Source organism: Taylorella equigenitalis ATCC 35865 (assembly GCF_000276685.1).
Lineage (GTDB): Bacteria > Pseudomonadota > Gammaproteobacteria > Burkholderiales > Burkholderiaceae_B > Taylorella > Taylorella equigenitalis.
The window spans coordinates 991,651-1,017,952 of the sequence record NC_018108.1 but is presented as its reverse complement, the minus strand read 5'-3'; the positions used below and the strand labels follow the sequence as shown (position 1 = coordinate 1,017,952).

Below are 26,302 nucleotides of genomic sequence, written 5' to 3'. Positions count from 1 at the left end.
ACATTATTTTAATAGAAGGTTAATAATGTTTGGCTTAAATAAGTTCATCGTAGCTTCTATGCTTTCCTTTGGTGTTATAAGTGTTGCAATTTCTGCGACTCAATTTGAAGGTCATATTGATGCTAAATCTGCTCATCATGGTTCATTCCATCATGATTCAGTTGCTTTTCAGCTTTTGAATCCTAAGAGTATAAATAAGGAACTTACACTAAATAATGAGCAAAAATTATTATTTAAAGATGCACTAGATTTTCATAAAGCTATGACTAAAGAGCTTAAAGAAAAGTCAGAAGCTAATCGTCAATCACAATTAACTTTAATTAGTTCTAATACTCCAAATTTAGAAGCCGTGTTTTCAGCTGATAATTTAGTAATGGAAGAATTTCTTTTAAAAACTAAAGAATATCAGTCTAGGCTATTGAAATTTTGGAATTCTTTAGATAAATCTCAAAAAGATAAACTTGTATCAGCATACCAAAATAAAATTAACAATAGCGTAAAGCCTATTACATTTGAGTCTACTATTGTTATGCCTGCCACTGACTCTCAACTTTTAGCTTTAGAAGGCCAAGATAGTTCGATGGATCGTGCTAAAAAACAAGATGAGGAGTTAGAAGAATTAAATGCTCTAATTGATAAGTATAACGCACAACTTGATGAGACTAATAAACATTTAGATAAAAAAATAGAAGCTATCGATGCTGATCCTAAAAAATATACTCAGGATATGTTGAAAGCTATGGGTGTACCTCCTGAAAGTATGCTTCATGTAGATAAAGTTCCAGAAAATATGCGACCTACTTCTGCTAAACCTGCAACGGTCGCACCCTCAACAGCGACACCTACTTACACTCAGCCTTCTTATATATCACCTTCTCCAGTGCAACCCACTAATGTTCAACCTTCCGCTCAATACCAACCGCCTGTCCAGAGTCAACCAGCACCTGTAGCTCAACCACCAGCTCAGGCTCAGCCTGCACCAGCTCCCCAACCTACTGCGGTTGATCCAGGTGATGAAGCGTTACAGATGATTTATCAAGATTCATATAACCCTGAAGGTTATGAAAAATTAATGGAGCATAGTAATAAAGTTATGTCTGATTTTGAAAAATTGGAAATACAACTTGAAGAAGATGAAAAAAAAGCTCAGCAATATAAATAAATTCTTTTTTTGATGTCAGAATTACTTAAAATTGATTCTATAGATAATAACGGTCGTGGTGTAGCCCGAAGAGATGGTAAGGCCATCTTTGTTGAAGGGGCTATTACTAACGAAATAGTAGAAGCAAATATCTATCAAAAAAAAGATTCCTTTGAAGTTGCTCATACCGAAAGAATTTTAAAGGAGTCTTCTTCACGTGTATCTCCAAAATGCCCTAATTATGGTCTCTGTGGTGGCTGTTCAATGCAACACATTGACCCTTCAACTCAAGTTGCAGTTAAACAAAGAACATTAGAAGATAACTTCAAGCACATTGCCAAAATAAAAATCCCAAAAGTATTGCCAGCAATTCATGGTCCTTATTGGAATTATCGATATCGGGCTCGTCTTTCAGTCAGATATGTAAGAAAAAAGGAAGATGTTTTAGTAGGATTTAGGGAGAAAAAGGGTCGGTATGTTGTCGACATGCGTACCTGTCCTGTATTGGCAAAACCAGTTTCGGACTTGCTTCCAAGATTAAGGGCTTGTTTGAAAGAACTTGATTGCAAAGAGGAAATTCCTCAAATTGAAGTGGCTGTCGGAGAGGAGACAGTTGTCTTAGCTTTGCGTCATATGGTCCCTTTAAGTTCAAGTGATTTCGCTAAGTTGAAGGAGTTTGCTCATGAGCATAAAATTGTTTGGTGGTCTCAGGCTAAGGGCTTGGATTCTTTGAAGACACTAGATCCACTCGATTCAGAAAAAAACAATCTGTACTATGACTTGCCTCAATTTGGTTTGAGGATGTATTACGAGCCTAGCGATTTTACTCAAGTAAATCCGTTCATTAATCGGACTATGATTCGTAGAGCATTGGATTTGCTAGAGGTACATCAAAATGATAGAGTGGCAGATTTATTTTGTGGATTGGGTAATTTTACATTGCCACTTTCTACCATAGCTAAGGAAGTTGTAGGCATAGAGGGCAGTGAGTCTTTAACTAAACGTGCCATGCAGGGTGCTCAAAATCATGGCTTACAAGATAAAGTTAAATTTTCGACTCTAAACTTGTTTGAAGTTGATTCGACTTGGCTTGAAGGGTTAGGTGCGTTTGATAAGATGCTACTAGATCCCCCTCGAGATGGGGCTTTTGCCGTATGTAAGGCTCTAACTGCTATGAATCCAAGCTTAAGACCCAAAAGAATTGTCTATGTGTCCTGTAATCCAAGTACACTAGCCCGAGATGCTGATGTACTAGTTAACTCAGGAGCTTACAAGTTGCTAGGTGCTGGGGTGATTAATATGTTCCCACACACTGCACATGTCGAATCGATTGCGGTCTTTGAAAGGACTTAGGTGAATTATCTTTTTCTAATTAATAAATCTAATAGTTTCTTTCTCTCATCAGAGATTCTAGTCGAGTCTCTGCACTTTATAATTACGTAGTTGTGTGTCAGTTTGGGTAATTTATGTTCTGTCATGTATGGCAATACCTCATCCCACTGAAAAATCAGAGCGGTACAGAAAAACCAAGCCACGGCTGAATGTAGATAAAAATAGTCACCTGAGTTAACAGCCACAATAGCATCTAAGTGCTTTCTATCAAAACGCTCCTGCAAATAATGGTTCATAGTAGTCACAATCCCAAATCGCACAGCATATAAATCCTCGCTTTTTAGCCATTTATTTATATGCTCTTGCAAAAATAAATCATGTGGTTCGTTTATGGGGGATGAAACCTTTAAAACATCGCAAGTCCACCAGTTATCAACTTCTGGCAAAAACTTATCAATTTCGTAGTACTGCAATTCAATGTCTTCAATGCAATTTAGGATATATGCATGAGTATTGCTTTCTTCGATAAAGAAATGTGGAATATCATCAAGAAATCCTCTCAACTTTTCTATGCCTTTAGAATAATACAAATCTCTAGCTGCCCTTTTTACTATAGGCGAGGGTACCCCCATAATTCTGTCCCTGTCTACATGAGGAATTAGCTTTTCCATATAGGCTTTGTGTTTTTTTGTGGCATAACTTGATAGGTACTTTGATATGGTTTGTTTTCTCATTGGTGGCAATATTTTCTTCTCGTAATTAATGTTTATTTTTGATAAAAAATTGAAAGTATATATTTTGAAAGCAGAATATTTTAATGAACTTAATTTATTTTAAGAGGGCTTTCTAGCATATTCCCTAATTGTAGGATTTTCTAATATTGTTAATCTTAAATCTCCTAAAACTATATTGGGTGTGAATATGAAGACTGTATTAAAAACACTACCTCTATTGGCGGCTTTGACATTGCCAGCAATATCTGTAGAAGCTGCAGTTAAAGATCCTATAAAGGATACGACTACAGGTATTGTGTTGAGTACTCACGAATTAGCAAATGCAGTGGGTAAAAGTGTTCTCGATAAAGGGGGTAATGCTATTGATGCTGCGGTAGCAGTAGGATATATGCTAGCCGTGGTCCATCCTGCTGCGGGTAATTTGGGGGGTGGTGGATTTGCCCTAGTTCATACAGCTGATGGAAAGCAAGTAGCACTAGATTTTCGTGAGATGGCTCCTAGGGGTGCATTGAGAGATATGTACCTAGATGAGCAGAAAAATGTAGTTGATGGACTTAGTATAACTGGGCATCTATCAGCAGGCGTACCTGGTACAGTGAAGGGGATGAGTGAGCTTTTAGATAAGTATGGAACTATGAATCTTTCAGAGCTTATTCAACCTGCAATTGATACTGCGAGAAATGGTTTCAAACTCACTTCAAGACAAGCCAAATCATTTGTCGAAGAGAAGGACCGTATGCTGAAGTATCCTGCAACTAAAAAGTATTTCTATAAAGAAGATGGTAGTCCATATAAAGAGGGTGAAGTCTTAAAACAAGAGGACCTAGCTAAGACATTAGAAAGAATTTCACAAAATGGTCCTGATGAGTTTTATAAGGGTGAAACTGCAGATTTAATAGTTAAAGATCAAGAAGCTAATAAGGGGCTAATTACGAAAGATGATTTAGCAAACTATAAAGCAGTTTGGAGAGAGCCTGTAAGAGGGACATATCGAGGATATGACATTATTTCCATGTCTCCACCGTCATCAGGTGGTACTCATATAATTCAAATCCTAAACATTATGGAAAATGCAGATATAGAAAAGATGGGTGCTTTATCAAGTGAAACTATGCACTTGATGGCTGAGGCAGAACGTCAAGCATTTGCAGATAGATCTGAATATATGGGGGATCCTGATTTTGTTAAGGTACCTGTAGATAAACTTTTAGATAAAGCTTACGCAAAAAGAATTTACAATCGCATTATTTCTCAAAAGGGTAAGGCTATTCCAAGCGATAAAGTTAAACCCGCATTAGATATGCCTTATGAATCAGATCAAACCACACATTACTCTGTTATAGATTCTAAGGGTAATGCTGTTTCTATAACTTATACGATTAACTGGTCATTTGGTTCTGGTGCTGCTGTTGAAGGAGCGGGTTTTTTATTAAACGATGAGATGGATGATTTCTCTGCCAAACCAGGTGTACCTAATTTGTTTGGAGCAGTAGGTTCCGATGCTAATGCAATTGAGGGAGGAAAGCGACCACTATCTTCTATGTCCCCTACATTAGTATTAAAAGATGGTCAAATCTTTATGGTTGTTGGGTCGCCTGGAGGTACACGCATCATAACTACGGTTTTGCAAGTTATATCTAATGTTATTGATCATAAGATGAATATTCAAAAGGCAGTTGCCCATCCTCGTTTTCATATGCAGTGGTTGCCAGATGAACTTCGTGTTGAGGATTTAACTCTAGTTAAAGATGTAGAAAATAGTTTGATTGAAAGAGGCTATAACCTTAAAGAAAAACCTGATATGGGTGATGTTAATGCAATTATTAGAGACCCAGAAACAGGTATTTTCTACGGAGGCAAAGACCCTCGAACTGAATTTTAAATACTCATATTCCTATGCCCAAGTCTTAAGCTTGGGCTTTTTTATAAAATATCAAATCCTTTCTTAAGAAGTTAATATGAACCGTAAACCTATTCATACAAGAAGATATGAAGTTAATTCATTTCAAAGAGAAGATGGACTTTTTGATATTGAAGCTACTCTTTGGGATGAAAAAGCCTATGACTTTAAAAAACTAAATAATGAAATCCACAAGGCTGGAGTTCCCATTCACCACATAACTTTGACAGTTACAGCTGATATAGATGGGCTTATTCATGAAGCTTCAGTAAAGCATGGTGCAGTTCCATATGGTCAAGAGTGTATGGATGTTGCTCCATTTTATAGGGATTTGGTGGGGCTTCATTTATTACAAAAATTCATACCTGCAGTGCGTGAAAAGTTTGCGAATATTAAGGGCTGTACACATATAACAGAGATGTGCTCATTATTGCCAACAGTATTTGTTCAAACCACTTCTGGGCTTAGGAACTACAGAGAGACACAATCTGACAAAAAACCTTTTCAACTTAATAAGTGCTATTCTCTCCGATTAGACTCAGAGGTTGTCAAAGAACATTACCCACAATGGTATAAAAAAGAAGAAATATTAAATTTATGACAATGAAATAATTTCAAAATACGAAATCATATAAAATTACAACTTTCAGTAACTAGTTCAAAAGGATTTCAATGAAAATTCATGAATATCAAGGCAAAGAAATTCTGAAAAAGTTCGGGGTAAATGTGCTTCGCGGCATCCCAGCATTTTCAGTAGAAGAGGCAGTTAAAGCTGCTGAAGAATTAGGTGGTAATGTTTGGGTTGTTAAAGCTCAAATTCATGCTGGCGGTCGCGGAAAAGGCGGTGGCGTCAAACTAGCCAAGTCTATTGATGAAGTTCGCGATTTGGCTTCTCAGATGCTTGGCATGCAATTAGTTACTCATCAAACTGGCCCGCAAGGTCAAAAAGTTAATCGTCTTCTTATTGAAGAAGGTGCTGATATTCAAAAAGAGTATTACCTTGGTATCGTTACTGACCGTGGATCTCAAAGAAATTGCATCATGGCTTCAAGTGAGGGTGGGGTTAATATTGAGGAAGTTGCCCATGAAACTCCAGAAAAAATCATTAAAGTTTTCATCGACCCAGGTCATGATGTTTCATACGAGCAAGGTTTAGAGCTTGTTCGTGGTATAGGTATGCCTTCGGAGTTACATGATCAAGCTATAGATTTAATTCAAAAACTTTACAAAGCTTACTGGGAGACAGATGCAACCTTAGCTGAAATCAATCCACTAATTCATACAGGAGACGGTAAAGTTATTGCCCTTGATGCTAAGTTTAATTTCGATTCAAATGCACTTTCTCGTCATCCTGAAATTGTTGAATATAGGGATTTAGACGAAGAGGATCCTGCTGAAATCGAAGCAAGTAAATATGATTTAGCTTATATTCAGTTAGATGGTAATATTGGTTGTTTAGTTAATGGTGCTGGATTAGCAATGGCTACTATGGATACCATTAAACTTTTCGGGGGCGAACCAGCTAACTTCCTTGATGTAGGTGGTGGAGCGACTGCGGAAAAAGTGACCGAAGCATTCAAAATTATGCTAAGAAGTGACAGCGTTAAAGCAATTTTAGTAAATATCTTTGGTGGAATTATGCGTTGTGATGTAATTGCTGAAGGTGTAGTTGCTGCCTGCAAAGCTGTAGATTTGAAAGTGCCATTGGTTGTTCGTATGAAAGGTACTAACGAAGAACAAGGTAAAAAAATCCTTGCTGAATCTGGATTACCAATCATCAGTGCCGACACTATGGCTGAAGCTGCTACTAAAGTAGTCGAAGCTGCTAAATAAGAAGGAATTTGCAATGTCTATATTAATTAATAAAGATACTAAAGTAATTACGCAGGGTATTACAGGTAACACTGGTGCATTTCATACACACATGTGCCGTGATTACGCTAATGGTAAAGAGTGTTTCGTTGCAGGTACTCATCCTAAAAAAGCTGGTGAAGATTTCGAAGGAATTCCTATTTTCGCTAAAGTTAAAGAGGCTAAGGAAGCTACAGGTGCTACTGTTTCTGTAATCTACGTTCCTCCTATGGCTGCTGCTGGAGCTATCATTGAAGCAGTAGAAGCAGAACTTGATTTAGTAATTTGTATCACTGAAGGCATACCAGTTAGGGATATGCTCACTGTTCGTCAACGTATGAAAGACCTAGGTAGTAAAACTCTTCTTCTAGGTCCAAATTGTCCTGGTTTAATTACACCTGATGAAATCAAAATTGGTATTATGCCAGGCCATATTCATCGCAAGGGTAAAGTGGGTATTGTTTCTCGTTCTGGTACTTTAACTTATGAAGCAGTTGCTCAAGTTACTGAACTTGGTATGGGTCAATCATCAGCTGTAGGTATTGGTGGCGATCCTATAAATGGCTTAAAACACATTGATGTGCTTAAGATGTTTAACGATGATCCAGAAACAGAAGCAGTTATTATGATTGGTGAAATCGGTGGTCCAGATGAAGTAAATGCAGCTGAATGGGCTAAAGATAATATGAAGAAACCTATTGTTGGCTTTATTGCCGGTGTAACTGCTCCTCCAGGAAAACGTATGGGTCACGCTGGTGCTCTGATTTCAGGTGGTGCTGATACTGCAGATGCCAAACTTGAAATTATGGAAGCATGCGGAATCAAAACTACTCGCAATCCTTCTGAAATGGGTAAACTGCTTAAATCAATTCTTTAATTGATTAGTTAATAATCCCCTATAAAACCGCTGATGTAGACATATATCAGCGGTTTTTGTTATCATCAAAGTATAAGTTTTTTAGGGCAAACTACTATGATGGAATGGTTTGAGACTATCAATTGGGCTGCAGTTGGTAGCATTATTATGATCGATATTCTTCTCGGCGGGGATAATGCCGTGGTTATCGCTCTTGCTTCACGTAATCTTCAAAAAGCTAAAAGAATGCAGGGCATTATTTGGGGTACGGTTGGTGCCATAGCGATGCGCGTAATATTGATTTTCTTTGCTATGAGATTGCTTGATATCCCATTTCTGAAAGTTGTGGGAGGGTTATTACTTATATGGATTGGCATTAAGTTAGTCGTTCCCCATGATGATGATCATGATAATGTACAAGGTGGTGAGACTGTACTCTCAGTAGTGAAAACTATCCTAATTGCAGATTTGGTTATGAGTTTGGATAATGTTATTGCAATTGCTGGTGCAGCTGAAACTGCAGATCCTGATCATCAATTGTTTTATGTGATTTTCGGTTTAATTCTGTCTGTTCCAATTATTATTTGGGGTTCTACATTGGTTCTTAAATTGATAGATAGGTTCCCAATAATTGTTTTATTTGGTGCAGGGCTTTTAGGTTGGATTGCTGGTCATATGATTATTACTGATGTGACATTTGATAAGTATGTACTTCATAATCAACCGCCAAGTGAAGAACTCGACTGGGGTGCAAAAATAGCTGGAGCTCTTTTAGTAATGGGCATAGGTCTATTTATCAAATATCGCCATAAAAACAATCCTGAGACCATTGAATAATTTATCGATAACAAAAACATTTAAAACTTATGGTTTTAAGCATAAAAAATCTTAGAATTGCTACACGTGAAAGTCGTCTAGCAGTGTGGCAGGCTGAATTCGTACAGAAAAAATTAAAATCAATCTTTCCACACCTTAATGTTGAACTTCACAAGATGACGACTAAAGGTGATCAAATTTTAGATAAAACTCTTTCCAAAATAGGTGGCAAAGGGCTTTTTATCAAGGAATTAGAATCATCTTTACTATCTGGTGTGACTGATTTAGCAGTTCATAGCCTTAAAGATGTACCAGTTGAACTCAATGATGAATTTGAAATCGCTTGTATTCTCGAAAGAGAAAATCCTATGGATGCATTTGTATCTAATGAATATAAAACTTTTAAGGATTTGCCAGAGGGTGCCATAGTTGGGACTTCTAGCCTTCGAAGGGAATCACAAATTAGAGCAAAATTTCCTCATCTTGTTGTTAAACCTTTGAGAGGAAATTTAGATACTCGACTTAAAAAGCTTGATGATGGGCAGTACTCTGCGATTATATTGGCAGCGGCTGGTCTTAAACGACTCAATATGATGGATCGCATAAAATCTTTTGTTTCTATCGACGATTCACTTCCTGCTGTAGGACAAGGAGCACTTGCAATAGAAATATTAAAAGATAAGTTCGCCTTAAAAGAAATGCTGTCATATCTTCATCACGAAGAAACCTTTAAATGCGTTAGTGCAGAAAGAATCGTTTCCCAATATTTAGGAGGTTCATGTCAGGTTCCGTTAGCTGCTCACGCTTGTGTTATTAATGATTTATTTCAAGTTCGTGCACTGGTGGCTTCTCCTGATGGTTCACGGATACTACGTGCTGAAAGCTTCGGATCCCCCGACGAATATGAGAGTGTAGCTACAACTGTGGCCCTAAATCTTATTGACCAAGGGGCAAGAGAAATAATTAATGCTTCACTTGGTATTGACGAGTAATTCTAGCCGAAATAGGGAGCTTTCTAGCCTTTTCGGTTCTTTTATAAATGCAAATTTTCACGATTTGCCCGCCCTTCAAATTGAAAAGCTCCCTAGGCCCAAATTAACATTTTTTAAATCACAGCTTCCTAATCTAAACTATATTTTTTTTGTTAGCAGAAATGCGGTTGATATTTTCTTCCAAGATTTTGAGGATTTAGTGGCTTTACTGCCATCAAACATAAAATTTTTGTGTGTAGGATTAAGCACTGCTGAGCAGATTAGACACTATTGTCAGAGTTTTGAAATAATTTTTCCTGATGGCAATGCCCAAGATTCCCAAGCACTTTTGCAGAAACTTTCACCTTTGTTAGCATATAAAGCTAAATTTTTAATTGTAAAAGGTGAAGGGGGTAGAGGAGAGTTTCAAGACTTTTTAGTAAGAACTGGCCACGAAGTTTTTGAAATATGTGTTTATAAAAGGCTTTGCCACAAATACACCGATTCATTTTTGCATGAATTAAATTTAAAGCATTTAGATGATGATTATGTTTTTGTGTTTACAAGCACAGAAGGGGTAAAGTGTTTATTACCACAGATTGAGAAATTTCTAACAAAAGAGATTTTGAGAAAATCTCTATTCCTTGTGATTCATGATCGTTTAAGGGAAATTATTGAGTATCCTCATTGTGAAACAATTCAATTAAATAAAGCAAGTTTTATAGAAGTTATAAAGCATTATTTTAATAAGAAATATTTGCTATGAAGTACAATATTAAACGTCAAAATACCTGAGAGTGCATCAATGAAAGATAAGTCATTTGAAGATGTTGAAGAATTAACTCAAATTGAAACTAAGAAAAAATTCGAGGATGAAGTTGAGATATTAGATTCTGAATTCGATGCCGAACATCAGGAAGCGGACTTTATTGAGCATCAGGAAAGCATTGATGTTACTGATACTGCTACAGAATCTGATATTGATTCAAATGACGAAGTTGTTGTGGATCAAACTAAAGATGACGTAATCTATTCTGATATCGAAATTGAAGAACCTCCTGCACACAATTTTAAAGATTTAGAAAGTACCCCATATTCCGCAGATGCTAAAGCTATAAATAAAGAAGATGTAGCTGACGTAAGCATTCCTAAAAAAAGTGGTTTTAGTCCAATTATTATCATTTTGATTTTGGCTCTAATTGTTGGTGGGGGATATTATTTTTATAAAAAACAAAAAGGGGACAGTAGTACCGCTCTTTCAGATGGTAAGGGCAGTACTACTCTTATGGAGGAACCTTCTCCAAACTCAACACCTAAAGAGGAATTAATTTCAGAGCCTCAAAATCAAGAGGCTCAAGTTCATGAAACTCTAGTTCAAGAGCCTCAAAATCAAGGGGCTCAAGTTCAGGAAATTGAGAGTCAGAAATCTGAAACTAATGAAGTTAACATAGCTGATTCCAAGACTAAATCTGAAATTATCATGGAAGGTTCAGATAATAAATCAGAACTTAACGTATCTGATTCTGAGACTAAATCTGAAGGAGATATATCCATAACTACTAATTCAGATGTTCAATCTAATTCGAAGATCGAATCCAGCATTGCTCAGCCACAAGAAAGTAGTAATCAGACTGCTTCAGATCAAACAGCAGAAGTATCAACATCTAAAGACTCAAGTACAGAAGCATCAGTTCAAAACAAAGATGAGATTATTCCCAAATCTGAAAGTGTTGATTTAGATCCACAATTATTTGGAAGTAATGAATTTAAAAATCCAGAAAATGATCAAAGAGAACCCGATGTAGTTGAGGAATTTGTAACTCCAGCTGATCAATACACAACAAATCAAAAAGATGTATTGCCAGCAGATAATGTTAGCAATTTACCCCATCCTAATGAACCAAAACAAGAAGAAAGTTCTCAAACATCAACAGAAGATACCCCTACCATTGATCAAACTGAGCAGACGACTGAAAGCATTGAACCTGAAAATGAGCAGACGACTGAAAGCGAATCTTCGAATGCTGAACAGGCAGTAGAGGAAATTAATCCTGATGCTCAAAAGGATATGGCTACTGACACTAATTCAAAGGAGCAAAATAAGCCAACCTCATCTGAAATGGATATACCTGTTGTTACACCAATAGAACAAGAGCCTGTAGAGCCTAGTACTCCAGTAGAATCTGTTGATACTAAGGGTCCTACGGCATTGCCACCAGAGCAGGATCCCGTATATAGACAGAAAATTGCTCAAATTAAAACTAGAATTGATGAAGCTAATCACTTGCTTTTGGTCTTTAAAGATAGACCTAAAGCTCTGAGCGTAATTTCCTTACTCTTATTAGAGGATATGCCCGAAGAGCTGAGGAATGCCATTACAAAGGATAAAGAAAGTATTGAATCTATAAAGGGTTTTGATCAGGCTAGAATAGCTAGTGTGACTAGAGATTTACAAAAACTAATATATGATTTGCCTTTTAATAGTGCGTCCAAAAAATCTGATATTCAGCTTAATGAGATACCACAAACTACTTTTAAAGAGGAAGATGTAAGTTCAAATGAAACTGGCACTACAGAACAAAGAAAACCCAAAGGAAACTGGTTTAGTAGGCAATGGTCAAAAGTAGAAAGCTTACCTAGTGATATATATCACGGTGTTAAGGAAGACCTTAAGTCATTGGTAAAAGTGGAGAAATTTGAAGATGCATCAACTGCAACCTTAAGTATTGAGGAAGTTAAAGCAATCAAGTTATCAGCGGTAAATCAGCTTAATTTTGCACAATCTGCTCTCGTTAGTGGCGATTATGAATATTGGAAGTCTTCATTAAATGAAGTTAAATCAATTGTGCAATCAAACACAACGCCCGATTCTCCTAAAGCAGTCCACATTGTTGCTGTACTTGATAAACTCTTAAACGAACCTATTGCCACAAAATATCCAATTATGGAGGAGACTTTGAAAGTTTATAACAAACTTTATCCGTCTACTCCTATGAGTACTGAATCAAATTAGGACCTAAACATGAAAGCATTAATTAAATTAATAATTTTCTTTGGACTTGCTATAGGTCTTGTTTTGATTTTCAAAGATAACAATGATGTTGTGATGCTTGTCACTGGCAATGAAAGAAGGACGGTGTCATTATTAACAGCCGTAGTTTTTCTGTTGGTTGCATTTCTTACTTTATATCTTTTATTTAGAATTTTAAGTTGGATATTAAGTAGACCTAAAGCAGTGGCTGATTGGTCGGAGGAGAGGCATCATAAAAAAGATATTATTCTCTTAGAAAGAGGGTGGGTAGATTTACTTGAGGGTCGTCATTATGATGCTGAAAAAAATTTCCTTAAGCTTACCCATCATACAAAGAGTACAGATAGACAGATATTAGCTAATATTGGAGCTGCTAGAGCAGTACATGCTATAGGTGATTATGCAAGAAGAGATGATCTTTTAAAAGATGCAAGGTTGTTGAGTAAAAACAATCCCAAGTTAGATGCTGCTGTTGTTGCCGTTCAAGCAGATTTACTGATAGAACAAGGGCAAGCACATAATGCCTTGATGTACCTTGAGTATGCTGATTCAGTCGATGGTCGCCAATTGCATATTAAGCACCAATTACTAAGAGCCTATGAGCAGACAGATCAGGAGACGAAGTTATTAGATACTGCTAGATTTCTGTTTAGAAAAAAATCCATTTCTAAAGAAGAATACATGGACTTGCTTGATGAGTTTGGACCTAAATTTATTTCCAGATCTAAATATGATGGTGCGGTCAATTTTTATAATTCTCTTTCAAAAGAAGAAAAGCAATTAGAAAATATAGCCTTAGCTATATCTAGACGTTTTGATCAACTTGAAGAGTATTCAAAATCATCTCAAGCTCTCGAAACATCGCTAAATGCAAAACTTAGTCCTTCTGTACTTGCTTATTATGCGAGGGCACATGAATCCGTTGCCAATGAAAGATTGCACAAAGCTCAAAAGTGGTTGAATGCTGATGCCAATAATCCTGATTTACTGTTGGCCATTGGTCAGTTATGTTTGGCAAATAGTTTATGGGGTCAAGCGGAAAAATATCTTAATCAGAGCTTAAAAATTAAAGATAATGAAAAAATTCACGCATTGCTTGGTGTCCTTTATGATAAACAAGGTGAGCACTCAAAGGCATTAAGCCACTGGAGAAAAGCATCCCTTTCAAATATTGATTTGTCGGCTCAAGATAATTTCTTATTTATTGAACCTGCTGATATAAGTAATGATCCATCTACACCGCCAGATGTAAAAAATCTAGAAAAACCTGACGATCACTTTCTAGAAAATAATGTCAAATCCTACCAAGAAAAACCATTAAATTAGGAGTACCTATGAGTCTAAAAAATGTTCAGTCTGGCGATAGCTTGCCAGATGAATTTAATGTAATTATTGAAATCCCAATGAATTCGGATCCAGTCAAATATGAAGTGGATAAGGAGACAGGAGCCGTTACTGTGGATAGATTTATGCTAACTGCTATGTATTATCCTTATAACTATGGATATATACCTAAGACACTCTCACCAGATGGGGATCCCGTAGATGTATTGGTTAAAACGCCACACCCACTTCAAGTTGGATCTGTAATTAAATGTAGACCCCTTGGTGTTCTAAAAATGGAAGATGAATCTGGTTTAGATGCAAAATTGCTTGCTGTTCCAGTTACTAAACTTTATCCTCCGTATGCTAAATTTAATGATATCAATGACTTACCTGAGCAAGATTTAATTCAAATTAAACATTTCTTTGAGCACTATAAAGATTTGGAAAAGGGTAAATGGGTAAAAGTGACAGGATTTGAGAGACTTGAAGGTGCCAAAAAAGAAATAATTGAGGCTCAAAAATCTTACAAAGAGTAAATTTTGTTTATTTGCGTTTCTGTACCCTTATATAAAGTCATGTACTAATTTATTATGTAATAAAGTCGAAATATTAAAAATTTAATATTTCACAAAATAATCCAATATATTTTATAGGAGTTTGGATATTATGAAAAAATCATTGGTTTTAGCTACACTTTTCTCTGCAGTAGTTCTTGCTGCTTGCGGCGATAAAGATGAAACTAAAGTTTCTGAAACTACTACTACAACTACTGAAACTACTACTGCTCCAGCTGCAGAATCTACTGCTCCTGCTGCAGAAACAACAACTACAACTACTGAAACTACAACTACTGCTTCTGGTGATTTACCAGCTGAATGTGAAGATTACTTCAAATCTATTCAAGAGTTTGCTGATAAATTTGCAGGTCCTCAATCTCAAATGGTTAAAGACCAAATTAAAATGGCAGAGGATCAAACTCGTGCAGCTTTAAAACAAGCTCCAAACAAAGATGCAATGGTTCAAGCATGCAATCAAGCTAAACAAGCATTTGATCAAGTTAAAGCTTCATTCCCTCAACAATAGTTTTGGGCTATGCTTCATAATCCCGCCTAGGCGGGATTTTTTATTTCAACTTTGAAAGTTGATCTCTAACCTTATCCAATAAAGCAGTAAATTGTTCAACTCTAGCTTTTTCCTGTTCAATAACTGAATGAGGGGCTTTTTGAACAAAGTTTGGATTATTGAGTTTACCCTGAGCTTTATCTATTTCCTTAGTTAAATTAGATATTTCTTTATTAAGTCTTGCAGTTTCTGCTTCTATATCAATTTTTACATTCAACATAAGGGAGCAATGATTTAGGATTGTACTAGGTGCCCCTATATCTGGTAGGGAGTCAACGACTTCAATATTTTCTACCTTAGCTAATGATTTAATATAAGGATAGTAATCCTTCATATCATAGGATTGCACTAAGTATAAATCGATTTTCTGTGCTGGGGAAATCTGCATTTCACCCCTAAGAGCTCGAATTGCTTCTATCGTCTCTTTAATCTCCTTAACTTCAACTAAAGCATCTTCATCTATCAAGTAATCTCTATGATGAGGATATGCCTGATGGCAAAGAAATTTTTCAGAATCATCATCGCTATTTATGTAGTATGTCCCCGTAATACGAGAAACTTTTTGCCATAAACCTTCCGTTATAAATGGAATGATAGGATGTGCAACTTTAAGAATCCCCTCAAGAATATCAATTAAGACACGTCTAGTAATAGCTTGCTCTTCCTCATCTGCAGTATTAAGAAGTACTTTTGATAACTCTAAGTACCAATCGCAGAATTCATCCCAAACAAATTTATATATATTGTTGGCAATATTATCGAATCTATATTCTTCAAAGCCCTTATGTATTTCTTCAAGAAATAATTGAAATTCGCTAATTATCCACTGGTCAACAATCCTGATATCATCAAAATCGAAATCATCATCCCATATAGAATATTTGTGAATAGGTTTGTCCTCAACATTCATAAGTACAAACCTACTAGCATTCCAAAGCTTATTACAAAAGTTTCGATAACCCTCGCAACGTTTAAGGTCAAAATTCATATTACGTCCTAACGTTGCGTAGGTTGCCATGGTGAACCGAAGTGCATCCGTACCATAAGCATTAATACCATTCGGGTAGTCTTTACGTGTTTCTTTTTCGATTTTGCTAGCTTGTTTTGGATTCATTAAGCCCTGAGTTCGTTTATTTACAAGGGTCTCTAAATCAACACCATCTATCAAATCTTCTGGATTTATCGTGTTTCCCTTTGACTTACTCATTTTCTGTCCATGTGCATCTAAGATAAGACCATGTACATAAACGACTTTAAAGGGGATTTGTCCTGTTAAGTGCATAGACATCATAATCATTCGGGCTACCCAGAAGAAGATAATATCAAAGCCAGTTACAAGCACATTTGACGGTAGATATTTTTTGTAGTCATCAGTTTCTTCCGGCCATCCCATGGTTGTAAATGGAACTAGGGCTGATGAAAACCAAGTATCAAGAACATCCTCATCTCTCCTCAAAACTCCTCTATATCCAGAGTCTGATGCTTTTTGTTGAGCTTCTTCCTCGTTTCGTGCAACAAAAATCTCACCATTTTCTCCATACCAAGCAGGAATCTGATGTCCCCACCACAATTGCCTAGAAATACACCAATCCTGAATGTTTTCTAGCCACTGATTGTAAGTATTTGTCCAATTTTCTGGGTAGAATTTTACTTCACCCTTCTTGACTACTTCTAAAGCGACTTCTGTTATAGACTTGCCAGGATTAAATGTTCCTTCAGGTGCAGGCTTTGTCATGGCAACGTACCATTGATCAGTAAGCATGGGTTCTATAACGGTTTTAGTCCTATCGCCTCTAGGAACCATTAATTTGTGTGGCTTAACTTCCTGTAACAATCCAAGTAATTCAAGATCTGCAACAACTGCTTTTCTAGCATCAAATCTGTCAAGACCACGATATTTTTCAGGTGCATTCTCGTTGATATGTGCATCCAATGTAAAAATATTTATCTGCTCAAGACCATGCCTTTGCCCAACAGCATTATCGTTAAAATCGTGAGCTGGAGTCACCTTAACTACACCAGTACCAAATTCCATATCAACATACTCATCTGCAATTATTGGAATTTGACGACTAGTGAGTGGCAATGATACAAATTTCCCAATTAGGTGCTTATATCTCTCATCTTCAGGATGAACCATAACAGCAACGTCACCTAACATAGTTTCAGGGCGTGTAGTGGCTACAACTAAATAAGCGGTTGAATCAACTGGTTCAGTAAGAGGGTAGCGAATGTGCCACATATGACCATCTTCTTCGGAATTCTCCACTTCTAAATCGGAAATTGCTGTCCCTAATACCGGGTCCCAATTCACAAGTCGTTTTCCTCGATAAATTAAGCCTTGTTCATATAAACGAACAAATGTCTCTATAACGCCCTTGCTCATCTGATCGTCCATCGTAAAATACTCACGTGACCAGTCAGCCGAACTTCCTAATTTACGAATTTGTTTGTGAATTGTTCCACCTGAGATGTTTTTCCAGTCCCAAACTCTCTCGAGAAACTTCTCCCTTCCTAAATCGTGTCTCGATACTCCTTCTGCATCTAGCTGCCTTTCTACAACTATTTGGGTGGCAATGCCCGCATGGTCGGATCCCGGAATATACACAGTATCACTTCCATTCATCCTGTAATAGCGAACCAAACCGTCCATAATAGTTTGATTGAAAGCGTGACCCATATGAAGAAAGCCAGTAACATTCGGAGGAGGGAATTGAATAGCAAATGGTTCGCCCGAGAATTTGGAATCAGTTTGTACATACTGACCAGCTTCAAAAGCATTACTAGATTCCCAATTTTTGTATATTTTGGACTCTATTTCTTGTGGATTATAAGAAGCATTTAAATCTATTTTTATTCTTTCAGAATGGGACATCGTTAGGCTTAAAACTATAAAAGGATTATTTTAATCTAGGAGAAGTATTATTGCTATTTTTGAGGCACTTCAAATAGAGAAATTGAAGGCTTTGAATGTTAAAATAATCGACTAAATTATTTTCAAAGGATTTATATGTCTATCGAACGTACACTATCTATTATTAAGCCAGATGCAGTTAAAAAAAATGTAATTGGTGAAATCATCACACGTTTTGAAAAAGCTGGTTTAAAAGTTGTAGAAGCTAAATTAGTTCAATTAACTCGCGAACAAGCTGAGGGTTTTTATGCGGTTCATAAAGAGCGTCCATTTTTTAACGATTTAGTTGAGTTTATGATTTCTGGTCCAGTTTTCGTTCAAGTTTTAGAAGGCGAAAATGCTATAGCTAAAAACCGTGAACTTATGGGTGCTACAGATCCTAAAAAGGCTGAGCCAGGTACAATTCGTGCTGATTTTGCTGAAAGTATTGACGCTAATGCAGTACATGGATCTGATGCAGCTGAAACAGCTAAAACTGAGATTGAATACTTTTTTGGTAAATAATTCTAAGCTGTGACCATACTAGAGAAGCAAAATCTTATTGGTCTTGATTATACGGTCCTCACTGAGCTTGTAGCTAAGTGGGGGCATAAGCCATTTAGGGCAAAACAACTCATGAATTGGATTCATCAAAAAGGTGAATCCAATTTTTCTAATATGACAAATTTGGCTAATGATTTTAGAAAAAATTTAGCTGAATTTGCAGAGATATCAGTTCCAAAAGAATTAACTAAACAAGTTTCAACAGATGGAACTACAAAATGGCTTTTTGATGTACAAAACAATAATGCCATTGAAACAGTTTTTATTCCAGAAGACGACAGAGGCACCCTATGTATTTCAAGTCAAGCAGGATGTACAGTAGCCTGTAGATTTTGTTCTACTGGACACCAGGGCTTTAACAGAAATCTTACGACTTCAGAAATTATTGGTCAGGTTTGGTTAGCCAGAAAGGAAATTTTAAATTCTTCTACTGATATCCAGAAGTTGCCTGGTGATAGGGTTATTTCAAATGTAGTTTTTATGGGTATGGGAGAACCGCTCTTAAATTATGATCAGGTATTGCCAGCGGTAAAGATGCTTGTAGATCAAAATGCTTATGGTTTATCTAGAAGGAGAGTAACTGTATCGACTTCTGGTGTAATTCCCTTTATGGATAAACTATCTCAAGACTGTCCTGTAGCTTTAGCAGTATCCTTACATGCTCCAAATGATGCATTAAGAAATCAGTTAATCCCCTTAAATAAGAAGTATCCCTTAAAAGAACTTATAGATGCCTGTAATCGATATATTGAATTCGCACCTAGGGATTTCATTACATTTGAGTACATAATGTTGGAGGACGTGAACGATACTGATATACACGCAAATCAATTAATTGAGATTTGTAGGGAAGTTAAAAGTAAAGTAAATCTGATTCCTTTTAATCCATTTCCCGAATCAGGTTTAAAAAGGTCAAGTTCACAAAGAGTAAAGGCTTTTTCTGCTATTCTAAATGATGCGGGGATAGTTGCTACAACTCGAAAAACTAGGGGCGATGATATAGATGCTGCTTGCGGTCAACTCGCAGGTGATATAAAAGATAAAAGTAAAATATCTGAGCTTATGAAGCAAAGAAAATCCATTCCTATTACTAAGGAAATATTATGAATAAAGAAATTACACCTGAATTAAGAGAGTCTTCTAATTCGACTATTAGTAGTGATTCAGTTGGTGCTTACCTTCATAAAATTAGAACCTCTAATGGGTTTGATTTTACTGAGATAAGCGATAAAACTAAATTTAGTACTAGTCAACTAAAAGCTGTAGAGCAAGAGCAGTGGTCTTCATTGCCAGATGGATTTGTTCTTAGAGCGTTAGTAAAAAAATTTGCTTTAGCCATTGGGGCGGATGATAAGGTTGCCCTGCAAAAATTAGCGCAAGCTACGGGTAACGTTGCACCTTCTACAGTTAAAAATATTAAAACCATAAATTCTACTGAGTTAAATGAATCTATACCTGATACAGAGCAGCCAAAACGTTCTGGTGGATCGCTTTTGTGGATATTAATTATTTTGTTAATCCTAGGAGTGGTGGCATATCTTGCTTATAACCAAGGTATGTTTACATTAGAAGATTTAGGGTTATGATCTCAGATTTAACTGACAGCCCGTATCCATCAGGTCCTAAGCCTAGAAAGAAGACTTATAAAGTTGAGATTAAATGGGGGGCTAATTCTGTATTTGTAGGTGATGCATCGCCTATTGTGGTTCAGTCCATGACTAATACAGACACTGCGGATGTCATTGCCACAGCCATTCAAATTAAAGAGTTGGCTATGGCTGGATCTGAGCTTGTACGCATAACAGTTAATTCTCCTGAAGCTGCAGAGGCTGTGCCAGCAATTAGAGATCAGCTCGATCGAATGGGCTTGGATGTGCCATTAGTTGGGGACTTTCATTTTAATGGTCATAAATTACTTTCAGGCTATCCAGCATGTGCACAAGCTCTATCAAAATATAGAATAAATCCAGGTAATGTTGGGGGTGGCAAAAAAAGGGCAGATAACTTTGCTCAGATGATAGATGTTGCCATCCAAAATAATAAACCTGTGCGTATTGGTGTGAATTGGGGAAGTTTGGACCACGACTTGATGGCGAAGTTAATGGACATAAATAACAATCGTCAGCATCCATGGTCTTCACAGGATTTAATGAAAGAAGCTTTAGTTAAATCCGCAATAGATAATGCTAATTATGCTGTTCAATTAGGCATGAAGCCAGAGCAGATAATTCTTTCGTGTAAAGTAAGTCATGTTCAAGATTTAATTAGTGTATATAGAAACCTTTCGAGCAGATGTGATTATGCGTTGCATCTAGGTTTAACTGAAGCTGGTATGGGAAGTAAGGGTATAGTCGCATCGACTGCAGCTTTATCAGTATTATTGCAAGAAGGTATAGGAGATACTATCAGAATATCTCTAACTCCAGAGCCAGGAGGGGATCGCAAAAAAGAAGTAATAGTCGCTCAGGAGATTTTACAAACCATGGGTTTAAGAGCATTTACACCTATGGTTGTTGCCTGTCCAGGTTGTGGGCGAACTTCAAGTACTTTTTTTCAGCATTTGGCAGATGATATTCAAAATTTTTTAAGAACTCAGATGCCTATTTGGAAAGAGCAATATCCTGGAGTTGAAAATTTAAACGTAGCAGTTATGGGATGTGTGGTTAATGGTCCTGGTGAAAGCAGGCATGCAGATATAGGTATCAGCCTGCCAGGCACTGGTGAAGTGCCAGCAGCTCCTGTATTTATTGATGGTGAGAGGACAGTTACGCTTAAAGGGGAAGGCATTGCCAAAGAATTCCAAAAAATTGTTTTGGATTATATAGAACGCAGATTCGGTCAAACTAAATGAACTCAAAAAAATACGAAAAAATAAGTGCCATTAGAGGAATGAATGATATATTGCCAACGGAATCTTTTCAGTGGCTTATATTAGAGGATATGCTTCATTCTCTTATGAAGTCTTATGGATACAAAAATATTCGAACTCCTGTTCTAGAGCAGACTAGATTATTTGCTAGAGGGATAGGAGAGGTTACAGATATTGTTGAAAAAGAAATGTATACCTTTTCTATGTCACAAGATAAGGCTGATATGCTTACGATGCGACCTGAGTTTACTGCAGGGGTTGTTAGAGCGGCTATTGAACACAGTATTACATTTGATAGAGCCCAAAGATTGTACACAATGGGTCCTGTGTTTAGACACGAAAGACCTCAAAAGGGTAGATATAGACAGTTTCACCAGCTATCAGTAGAAGCCATGGGGTTTTCTGGACCAGATGTTGATGCAGAACAAATCATAATGTTAGCTAGACTATGGGGGACTTTTGGTCTTGAGGATATACATTTAGAAATTAATTCATTAGGTCAACCCAATGAAAGATTAGCCCACAGAGAGGCTTTAATTAAGCATCTTGAAGCAAATATAGATGTTTTAGATGACGATGCCAAAAGACGTATGTACAGTAATCCGCTTCGTGTTTTGGATACAAAAAATCCTGACATGCAGTCTATGGCAAATGAAGCTCCTAAACTATTTGATTATTTAGGTGAGGAGTCTAAGGCTCACTTCGATGAGCTAAAAATTAGGCTTGATGAGGCTGGCATAAAATACAGAATTAACCCAAGGCTTGTTAGAGGGTTAGATTATTACAACCTAACTGTATTTGAATGGGTAACAGGTAGTCTAGGTGCTCAAGCCACAGTTTGTGGTGGTGGTAGATATGATGGTTTATTCGAACTGTTAGGTGGAAAGCCCACTCCATGCGTTGGTTTTGCTATAGGTCTTGAGCGATTAATCAGTCTTATAATTTCTGATTCTAAAAATGCTGAAATAAAAAGTAAATTTACTGATATTGGTCAAGAAACACAGGTTTATTTTATTCATCAGAATAGCGAAGCTGCTCGCAAATGTTCTAAATTAGCGGAGCTTTGTAGAAATTCTGGAATTGATGTCATAGTTCACGCTGGCTCTCAAAATTTTAAAAATCAATTCAAAAGGGCTGATTTTTCGGGTGCAAACTATGCAATAATTATCGGAGAATCTGAATTACAAAACGATACAGTTTCCCTTAAACAACTACGTCCCAATCCTGACGGGTCATCAATCGAACAAATTACTATCCCTTCGAGTGATGTCGTAGTTAACTTGCTTAAGCTTATTAATAAAAAGGATGCATAAATGGCTTATGATTTAGAAGAACAAGAAAAGATTGATCAGATAAAAAGTTGGTGGGCTTCTTACGGAAATATAGTTACTACTTTATTGACATTGATTGCTGTTGCGTATCTAGCATTTCAAGGATATCAATGGTATGAAAATCGTCAAGCCAAGAAATCTTTAATTTACTACGATATCGTATATAGCGTTTCTCAAAACTTTAATCCTCAGTCATCAGATATAAAGAGGCTTGAGGAGGCTATTAAAGTTCTTAAGGATGACTTTAGTTCTTCAGCTTACACAGATAGAGCTATTTTAATAGCAAGTAATATATATTTTAAAAATAAGGATTTAGCTTCTTCTGCATTAAATCTGAATTGGGTTTTGGATAATTCCGATGATGTTGGTATAAAAGAAACTGCTAAATTAAATTTATCTTCAGTTCTGTTGGCTCAGGGTGAAATTCAAAAAGCTAAGGACTTATTGAAAAATCCAAGCGACGATTTCAAAGCACTATTCGATGACCGATTGGCAGATATTTACATGTCTGAGGGAAAAAAAGAGGAAGCTTTCAAAATATGGAAATCTTTATTACAAATCAAAACATTGGATGAAAACTTTTTGGAAGTTATAAACATGAAGTTAAAGGTTTACGGAGCGGAATAATGAAATTAACTTTTAATAAAAAATTTATTACAGTTGTAGTCCTTACTTCCTTTTTGGGTGCTTGCAGTATATTTAAAGCAGATAGTAGATACGAGCCAGTAAAAGTTAAAGAAATCAAGCAAACTGTTAGTTTGCAAGCTGTTTGGCAAAGTAATATTGGATCTGGTGGAGGTACTGGATTCGCCCCGGTTGTGCAGGATAATAGTGTTTATGCAGCTACTCCAGACGGAAATGTAGTAAAGCTTAATTTAGATAATGGAAGTCCAATTTGGTCCGTAAAATTAGGATCGAAACTTACAAGTGGTGTTGGTGTAGGTGATGGCTTAGTTGTTGTGACAGATAAAGATGCTAAAGTGTACGCTTTGGATGCTCAATCTGGTAAAACAATCTGGGACTCAAAGCTTTCAACACGCTCAACTACTCCGCCAATTGTTGCTCAAGGTAAAGTTATTGTGAGAGCAGATGATTTTCGTGTTCAAGCCTTTGATATTAAAGACGGCAAACTTTCGTGGAGTTTTGTTAGGACTAATCCATTACTTTCTCTAAAAACGAATTCTAGGATGTCTCTAGCCGATAATTCTGTTGTTGTGGCTGTTCCTACTGGTAAACTTGTGGGTCTGGGTATTAGTGATGGTGTGGTGAATTGGGAAATTTTATCTGCTTCTGCTAAGGGACCTAGTGATATTGATAGTGTTACAGATGTGGTTGGTCAACCTATAGTTTTTAACGATGGTGTATGTACCTCTAGCTATCAAGGAAATGTTTCCTGCTATAGAGTTACTAACAAAGGTCTAACACCGATTTGGATTAATCCATTTTCGTCAGCAGTTGGCTTAGGTACTGACGGCTCAAAAATTTATGCATCTGGAATTGATGGTACAGTTGCAAAATTTGCCTTGGCTAATGGTGAATTAATTTGGTCTGACCAAACACTTAAAAATCGTGGTTTAACTAATCCAGTAGTTTTTAAAAACTATGTTTTCGTTGGAGACTTAGATGGTCTCGTTCATGTTTTCGATAGCGAAAAAGGCACTATAGTTGGTCGTACTACAGTAGGGTCAAATAAGGATATTGTTTCTCCATTGATTGGCACTGAAAAAGGTGTAATTGTTCAAAGTGGTAGTGGATCTTTATTATTGTTTCGAGTTAATTAATGTCATATAAGCCTGTTATAGCTTTAGTTGGTCGACCTAATGTAGGTAAATCTACACTATTTAACAGACTGACTCGCAGTAGAAATGCTATTGTGGCAGATTATTCTGGTTTAACTAGGGATAGGCATTATGGAGAGGGGCGTATTGGTGATAGACCCTTTCTCGTTATTGATACTGGTGGTTTCGAACCTAAAGTTAAAACTGGAATTCTTAAAGAAATGGCCAGGCAGACTGAATTAGCCATTTCAGAATCTGATGTAGTTATATTTCTAGTTGATGCTCGTTCAGGTATAAATGCACAGGACCATGATATTGCCACTAAACTTAGAAAGGTGGGTGTTCCTGTGCTATTAGCAGTTAATAAAGCTGAGGGGCTTCAACCAAACCAGGCAAATGCAGAATTTCATGAGTTAGGACTTGGAGAGCCATTGGCTATTTCATCCGCACACGGAGATGGGGTAGCTAATTTGATAGATATCGCCTTATCTAAAATTCCCCAATCTGAAGAAGAGTTAAATTCTGAACCTGATGCTGACCAAGAATTCACCGATCATAAAATTAAATTAGCGATTGTTGGAAGGCCAAATGTGGGTAAATCAACTCTTATAAATTCACTTATTGGCGAACAAAGAGTAATTGCTTTTGATTTACCTGGCACAACTAGAGATGCAATTGAAATCGATTTTGAACATAACAACAAAAAATATAAATTAATAGATACCGCTGGACTTCGTAAAAGGGGTAGAGTGTTTGAGTCAATAGAAAAATTCTCAGTGATTAAAACTCTTCAAGCTATTGAAGCCTGTAATGTGGTTGTTTTAGTTTTAGATGCTCAAAGTGAAATTTCTGAGCAGGATGCCCACATTGCAGGGTTTATATTAGAAAGCGGTAGAGCATTGGTCGTTGCCATAAACAAATGGGATGGTTTAGATGAGGATAAAAGGGATTGGGTAATCAGAGAATTTGAAAGAAAACTAAGATTTCTCTCTTTCGCAAAAGTTCATTTTATATCTGCACTGAAATCTCAAGGAATTAAATCTTTACTTAAGTCTGTAAACCTGGCACACGAAGCAGCTTTTAGAAAACTTCCTACTCCTAAACTTACCCGTGAACTTCAAGCTGCCGTGGATCAGCAACCCCCTCCACGAAAAGGCATTTTCAGACCTAAGATGAGATATGCACATCAGGGTGGTCAGAATCCTCCACTTGTTATCATTCATGGCAATGCTCTTGATGCTATACCCGATTCTTATAGGCGTTATTTGGAGACTAGATTTAGGAAGGCTTTTAAACTAGAAGGTACACCCTTAAGAATAGAATTTAAATCAACAAAAAATCCATACCTTGATAAAAATTAATATGTAGTATTTTTACAAGTGAACTTCTATGTCTTGTTAGTTAAATTTTCTTACGTTAATATGAACTAACTAACTTGCTTTTATAAAAACAACACGGAGCACTTACAATGAGTTTTAAAGGACAAACACTACAAGATCCTTTCCTTAATGCCCTAAGAAAAGAGCATATTCCTGTTTCGATCTATCTAGTTAATGGTATTAAATTACAAGGACAAGTTGAGTCCTTCGATCAGTATGTAATCCTATTAAGAAATACTGTAACTCAAATGGTATATAAGCATGCAATTTCTACAGTAGTACCAGCACGAGCTGTCCCATTTCCAAATGAAATAACAGAATTTACTGAAGTAGTTGAAAACTCTGAATCTGAAGAACCAATCTAAGGAGTTTAGATTTAGTCCACCATGTAATTGGTGGAGTTCACTA

At 36.6% G+C, this 26,302-nt stretch carries 24 protein-coding genes; 22 read left to right on the top strand and 2 right to left on the bottom strand.

Features of this window, described 5'->3' with window-relative positions:
• Positions 1-25 precede the first annotated feature (25 nt).
• Entirely contained in the window at positions 26-1,162 is a 1,137-nt protein-coding gene (locus KUI_RS04670) for a hypothetical protein (RefSeq protein ID WP_014840415.1), read from the top strand.
• Positions 1,163-1,174: 12 nt separating this feature from the next.
• Positions 1,175-2,494, top strand: a complete 1,320-nt coding sequence (gene rlmD / locus KUI_RS04665) for a 23S rRNA (uracil(1939)-C(5))-methyltransferase RlmD (RefSeq protein WP_014840414.1) — start codon at positions 1,175-1,177, stop codon at positions 2,492-2,494.
• Between the two features lie 5 nt (positions 2,495-2,499).
• On the opposite strand, the gene KUI_RS04660 is transcribed toward rlmD, so the two are convergent.
• Positions 2,500-3,207: a DNA alkylation repair protein gene (locus tag KUI_RS04660; RefSeq protein ID WP_013522696.1), complete on the bottom strand. Its 708-nt coding sequence runs from the start codon at positions 3,205-3,207 to the stop codon at positions 2,500-2,502.
• A gap of 187 nt (positions 3,208-3,394) precedes the next feature.
• Between KUI_RS04660 and ggt the strand changes: the two genes are divergently transcribed.
• The 11 genes from ggt to KUI_RS04605 all read left to right on the top strand — a co-directional run bounded on the left by ggt (position 3,395) and on the right by KUI_RS04605 (position 15,041).
• A complete protein-coding gene (gene ggt, locus KUI_RS04655; RefSeq protein ID WP_044953971.1) occupies positions 3,395-5,089 on the top strand; it encodes a gamma-glutamyltransferase in 1,695 nt (564 codons plus the stop codon).
• A gap of 76 nt (positions 5,090-5,165) precedes the next feature.
• The gene (locus tag KUI_RS04650) at positions 5,166-5,708 is read left to right on the top strand and encodes a DUF2889 domain-containing protein (RefSeq protein ID WP_013522694.1); all 543 of its coding nucleotides are present in this window, start codon (positions 5,166-5,168) and stop codon (positions 5,706-5,708) included.
• A gap of 71 nt (positions 5,709-5,779) precedes the next feature.
• Positions 5,780-6,940, top strand: coding sequence for an ADP-forming succinate--CoA ligase subunit beta (gene sucC, locus KUI_RS04645; protein ID WP_013522693.1), 1,161 nt, complete (start codon positions 5,780-5,782; stop codon positions 6,938-6,940).
• A gap of 13 nt (positions 6,941-6,953) precedes the next feature.
• Positions 6,954-7,835 (top strand): succinate--CoA ligase subunit alpha, encoded by an 882-nt coding sequence (sucD, locus tag KUI_RS04640; protein ID WP_014840412.1) that lies wholly within the window; start codon positions 6,954-6,956, stop codon positions 7,833-7,835.
• A gap of 96 nt (positions 7,836-7,931) precedes the next feature.
• Positions 7,932-8,651 (top strand): TerC family protein, encoded by a 720-nt coding sequence (locus KUI_RS04635; protein ID WP_044953970.1) that lies wholly within the window; start codon positions 7,932-7,934, stop codon positions 8,649-8,651.
• Positions 8,652-8,680: 29 nt separating this feature from the next.
• A complete protein-coding gene (gene hemC / locus KUI_RS04630) occupies positions 8,681-9,622 on the top strand; it encodes a hydroxymethylbilane synthase (RefSeq protein ID WP_013522690.1) in 942 nt (313 codons plus the stop codon).
• A complete protein-coding gene (locus KUI_RS04625) occupies positions 9,597-10,367 on the top strand; it encodes a uroporphyrinogen-III synthase (protein WP_013522689.1) in 771 nt (256 codons plus the stop codon). Before hemC ends, KUI_RS04625 begins: the two co-directional genes overlap by 26 nt.
• Before the next feature lie 39 nt (positions 10,368-10,406).
• Positions 10,407-12,614: a uroporphyrinogen-III C-methyltransferase gene (locus tag KUI_RS04620; protein ID WP_013522688.1), complete on the top strand. Its 2,208-nt coding sequence runs from the start codon at positions 10,407-10,409 to the stop codon at positions 12,612-12,614.
• A gap of 9 nt (positions 12,615-12,623) precedes the next feature.
• Positions 12,624-13,958, top strand: a complete 1,335-nt coding sequence (locus tag KUI_RS04615; RefSeq protein WP_013522687.1) for a heme biosynthesis HemY N-terminal domain-containing protein — start codon at positions 12,624-12,626, stop codon at positions 13,956-13,958.
• Positions 13,959-13,966: 8 nt separating this feature from the next.
• The gene (gene ppa / locus KUI_RS04610) at positions 13,967-14,494 is read left to right on the top strand and encodes an inorganic diphosphatase (RefSeq protein ID WP_014840410.1); all 528 of its coding nucleotides are present in this window, start codon (positions 13,967-13,969) and stop codon (positions 14,492-14,494) included.
• A 130-nt stretch (positions 14,495-14,624) separates the two neighbouring features.
• Positions 14,625-15,041, top strand: a complete 417-nt coding sequence (locus tag KUI_RS04605) for a DUF5339 domain-containing protein (protein WP_013522685.1) — start codon at positions 14,625-14,627, stop codon at positions 15,039-15,041.
• Between the two features lie 40 nt (positions 15,042-15,081).
• Here KUI_RS04605 and KUI_RS04600 read toward each other — a convergent pair whose 3' ends face one another.
• Positions 15,082-17,955, bottom strand: a complete 2,874-nt coding sequence (locus KUI_RS04600; protein WP_013522684.1) for a valine--tRNA ligase — start codon at positions 17,953-17,955, stop codon at positions 15,082-15,084.
• 135 nt (positions 17,956-18,090) lie between these two features.
• On the opposite strand from KUI_RS04600, the gene ndk reads away from it, so the two are divergent.
• From ndk to hfq, 9 genes are all read left to right on the top strand, one after another.
• Positions 18,091-18,498 (top strand): nucleoside-diphosphate kinase, encoded by a 408-nt coding sequence (gene ndk, locus KUI_RS04595; protein WP_013522683.1) that lies wholly within the window; start codon positions 18,091-18,093, stop codon positions 18,496-18,498.
• 9 nt (positions 18,499-18,507) lie between these two features.
• The gene (gene rlmN / locus KUI_RS04590) at positions 18,508-19,644 is read left to right on the top strand and encodes a 23S rRNA (adenine(2503)-C(2))-methyltransferase RlmN (protein WP_013522682.1); all 1,137 of its coding nucleotides are present in this window, start codon (positions 18,508-18,510) and stop codon (positions 19,642-19,644) included.
• Positions 19,641-20,123, top strand: a complete 483-nt coding sequence (locus KUI_RS04585) for a helix-turn-helix domain-containing protein (RefSeq protein ID WP_013522681.1) — start codon at positions 19,641-19,643, stop codon at positions 20,121-20,123. The genes rlmN and KUI_RS04585 overlap by 4 nt, the downstream gene beginning before the upstream one ends.
• Positions 20,120-21,388, top strand: coding sequence for a flavodoxin-dependent (E)-4-hydroxy-3-methylbut-2-enyl-diphosphate synthase (ispG, locus tag KUI_RS04580; RefSeq protein ID WP_014840409.1), 1,269 nt, complete (start codon positions 20,120-20,122; stop codon positions 21,386-21,388). Before KUI_RS04585 ends, ispG begins: the two co-directional genes overlap by 4 nt.
• A complete protein-coding gene (gene hisS, locus KUI_RS04575) occupies positions 21,385-22,719 on the top strand; it encodes a histidine--tRNA ligase (RefSeq protein ID WP_013522679.1) in 1,335 nt (444 codons plus the stop codon). The genes ispG and hisS overlap by 4 nt, the downstream gene beginning before the upstream one ends.
• Positions 22,720-23,364 (top strand): YfgM family protein, encoded by a 645-nt coding sequence (locus KUI_RS04570; RefSeq protein WP_013522678.1) that lies wholly within the window; start codon positions 22,720-22,722, stop codon positions 23,362-23,364.
• Positions 23,364-24,518, top strand: a complete 1,155-nt coding sequence (gene bamB / locus KUI_RS04565) for an outer membrane protein assembly factor BamB (protein ID WP_013522677.1) — start codon at positions 23,364-23,366, stop codon at positions 24,516-24,518. The genes KUI_RS04570 and bamB overlap by 1 nt, the downstream gene beginning before the upstream one ends.
• The gene (der, locus tag KUI_RS04560) at positions 24,518-25,876 is read left to right on the top strand and encodes a ribosome biogenesis GTPase Der (protein ID WP_013522676.1); all 1,359 of its coding nucleotides are present in this window, start codon (positions 24,518-24,520) and stop codon (positions 25,874-25,876) included. Before bamB ends, der begins: the two co-directional genes overlap by 1 nt.
• Positions 25,877-25,983: 107 nt before the next feature.
• Entirely contained in the window at positions 25,984-26,259 is a 276-nt protein-coding gene (hfq, locus tag KUI_RS04555; RefSeq protein ID WP_013522675.1) for an RNA chaperone Hfq, read from the top strand.
• Positions 26,260-26,302 lie beyond the last annotated feature (43 nt).

Coding starts and splice junctions, on each gene's coding strand:
- KUI_RS04615 (WP_013522687.1), top strand. CDS start 12,624: ATGAAAGCATTAATTAAATTAATAATTTTCTTTGGACTTGCTATAGGT.
- ppa (WP_014840410.1), top strand. CDS start 13,967: ATGAGTCTAAAAAATGTTCAGTCTGGCGATAGCTTGCCAGATGAATTT.
- sucD (WP_014840412.1), top strand. CDS start 6,954: ATGTCTATATTAATTAATAAAGATACTAAAGTAATTACGCAGGGTATT.
- hfq (WP_013522675.1), top strand. CDS start 25,984: ATGAGTTTTAAAGGACAAACACTACAAGATCCTTTCCTTAATGCCCTA.
- hemC (WP_013522690.1), top strand. CDS start 8,681: ATGGTTTTAAGCATAAAAAATCTTAGAATTGCTACACGTGAAAGTCGT.
- KUI_RS04660 (WP_013522696.1), bottom strand. CDS start 3,207: ATGAGAAAACAAACCATATCAAAGTACCTATCAAGTTATGCCACAAAA.
- der (WP_013522676.1), top strand. CDS start 24,518: ATGTCATATAAGCCTGTTATAGCTTTAGTTGGTCGACCTAATGTAGGT.
- KUI_RS04585 (WP_013522681.1), top strand. CDS start 19,641: ATGAATAAAGAAATTACACCTGAATTAAGAGAGTCTTCTAATTCGACT.
- ispG (WP_014840409.1), top strand. CDS start 20,120: ATGATCTCAGATTTAACTGACAGCCCGTATCCATCAGGTCCTAAGCCT.
- KUI_RS04625 (WP_013522689.1), top strand. CDS start 9,597: ATGCTTCACTTGGTATTGACGAGTAATTCTAGCCGAAATAGGGAGCTT.
- KUI_RS04605 (WP_013522685.1), top strand. CDS start 14,625: ATGAAAAAATCATTGGTTTTAGCTACACTTTTCTCTGCAGTAGTTCTT.
- KUI_RS04600 (WP_013522684.1), bottom strand. CDS start 17,955: ATGTCCCATTCTGAAAGAATAAAAATAGATTTAAATGCTTCTTATAAT.
- ggt (WP_044953971.1), top strand. CDS start 3,395: ATGAAGACTGTATTAAAAACACTACCTCTATTGGCGGCTTTGACATTG.
- KUI_RS04670 (WP_014840415.1), top strand. CDS start 26: ATGTTTGGCTTAAATAAGTTCATCGTAGCTTCTATGCTTTCCTTTGGT.
- rlmD (WP_014840414.1), top strand. CDS start 1,175: ATGTCAGAATTACTTAAAATTGATTCTATAGATAATAACGGTCGTGGT.
- ndk (WP_013522683.1), top strand. CDS start 18,091: ATGTCTATCGAACGTACACTATCTATTATTAAGCCAGATGCAGTTAAA.
- KUI_RS04635 (WP_044953970.1), top strand. CDS start 7,932: ATGATGGAATGGTTTGAGACTATCAATTGGGCTGCAGTTGGTAGCATT.
- hisS (WP_013522679.1), top strand. CDS start 21,385: ATGAACTCAAAAAAATACGAAAAAATAAGTGCCATTAGAGGAATGAAT.
- KUI_RS04650 (WP_013522694.1), top strand. CDS start 5,166: ATGAACCGTAAACCTATTCATACAAGAAGATATGAAGTTAATTCATTT.
- KUI_RS04620 (WP_013522688.1), top strand. CDS start 10,407: ATGAAAGATAAGTCATTTGAAGATGTTGAAGAATTAACTCAAATTGAA.
- sucC (WP_013522693.1), top strand. CDS start 5,780: ATGAAAATTCATGAATATCAAGGCAAAGAAATTCTGAAAAAGTTCGGG.
- bamB (WP_013522677.1), top strand. CDS start 23,364: ATGAAATTAACTTTTAATAAAAAATTTATTACAGTTGTAGTCCTTACT.
- KUI_RS04570 (WP_013522678.1), top strand. CDS start 22,720: ATGGCTTATGATTTAGAAGAACAAGAAAAGATTGATCAGATAAAAAGT.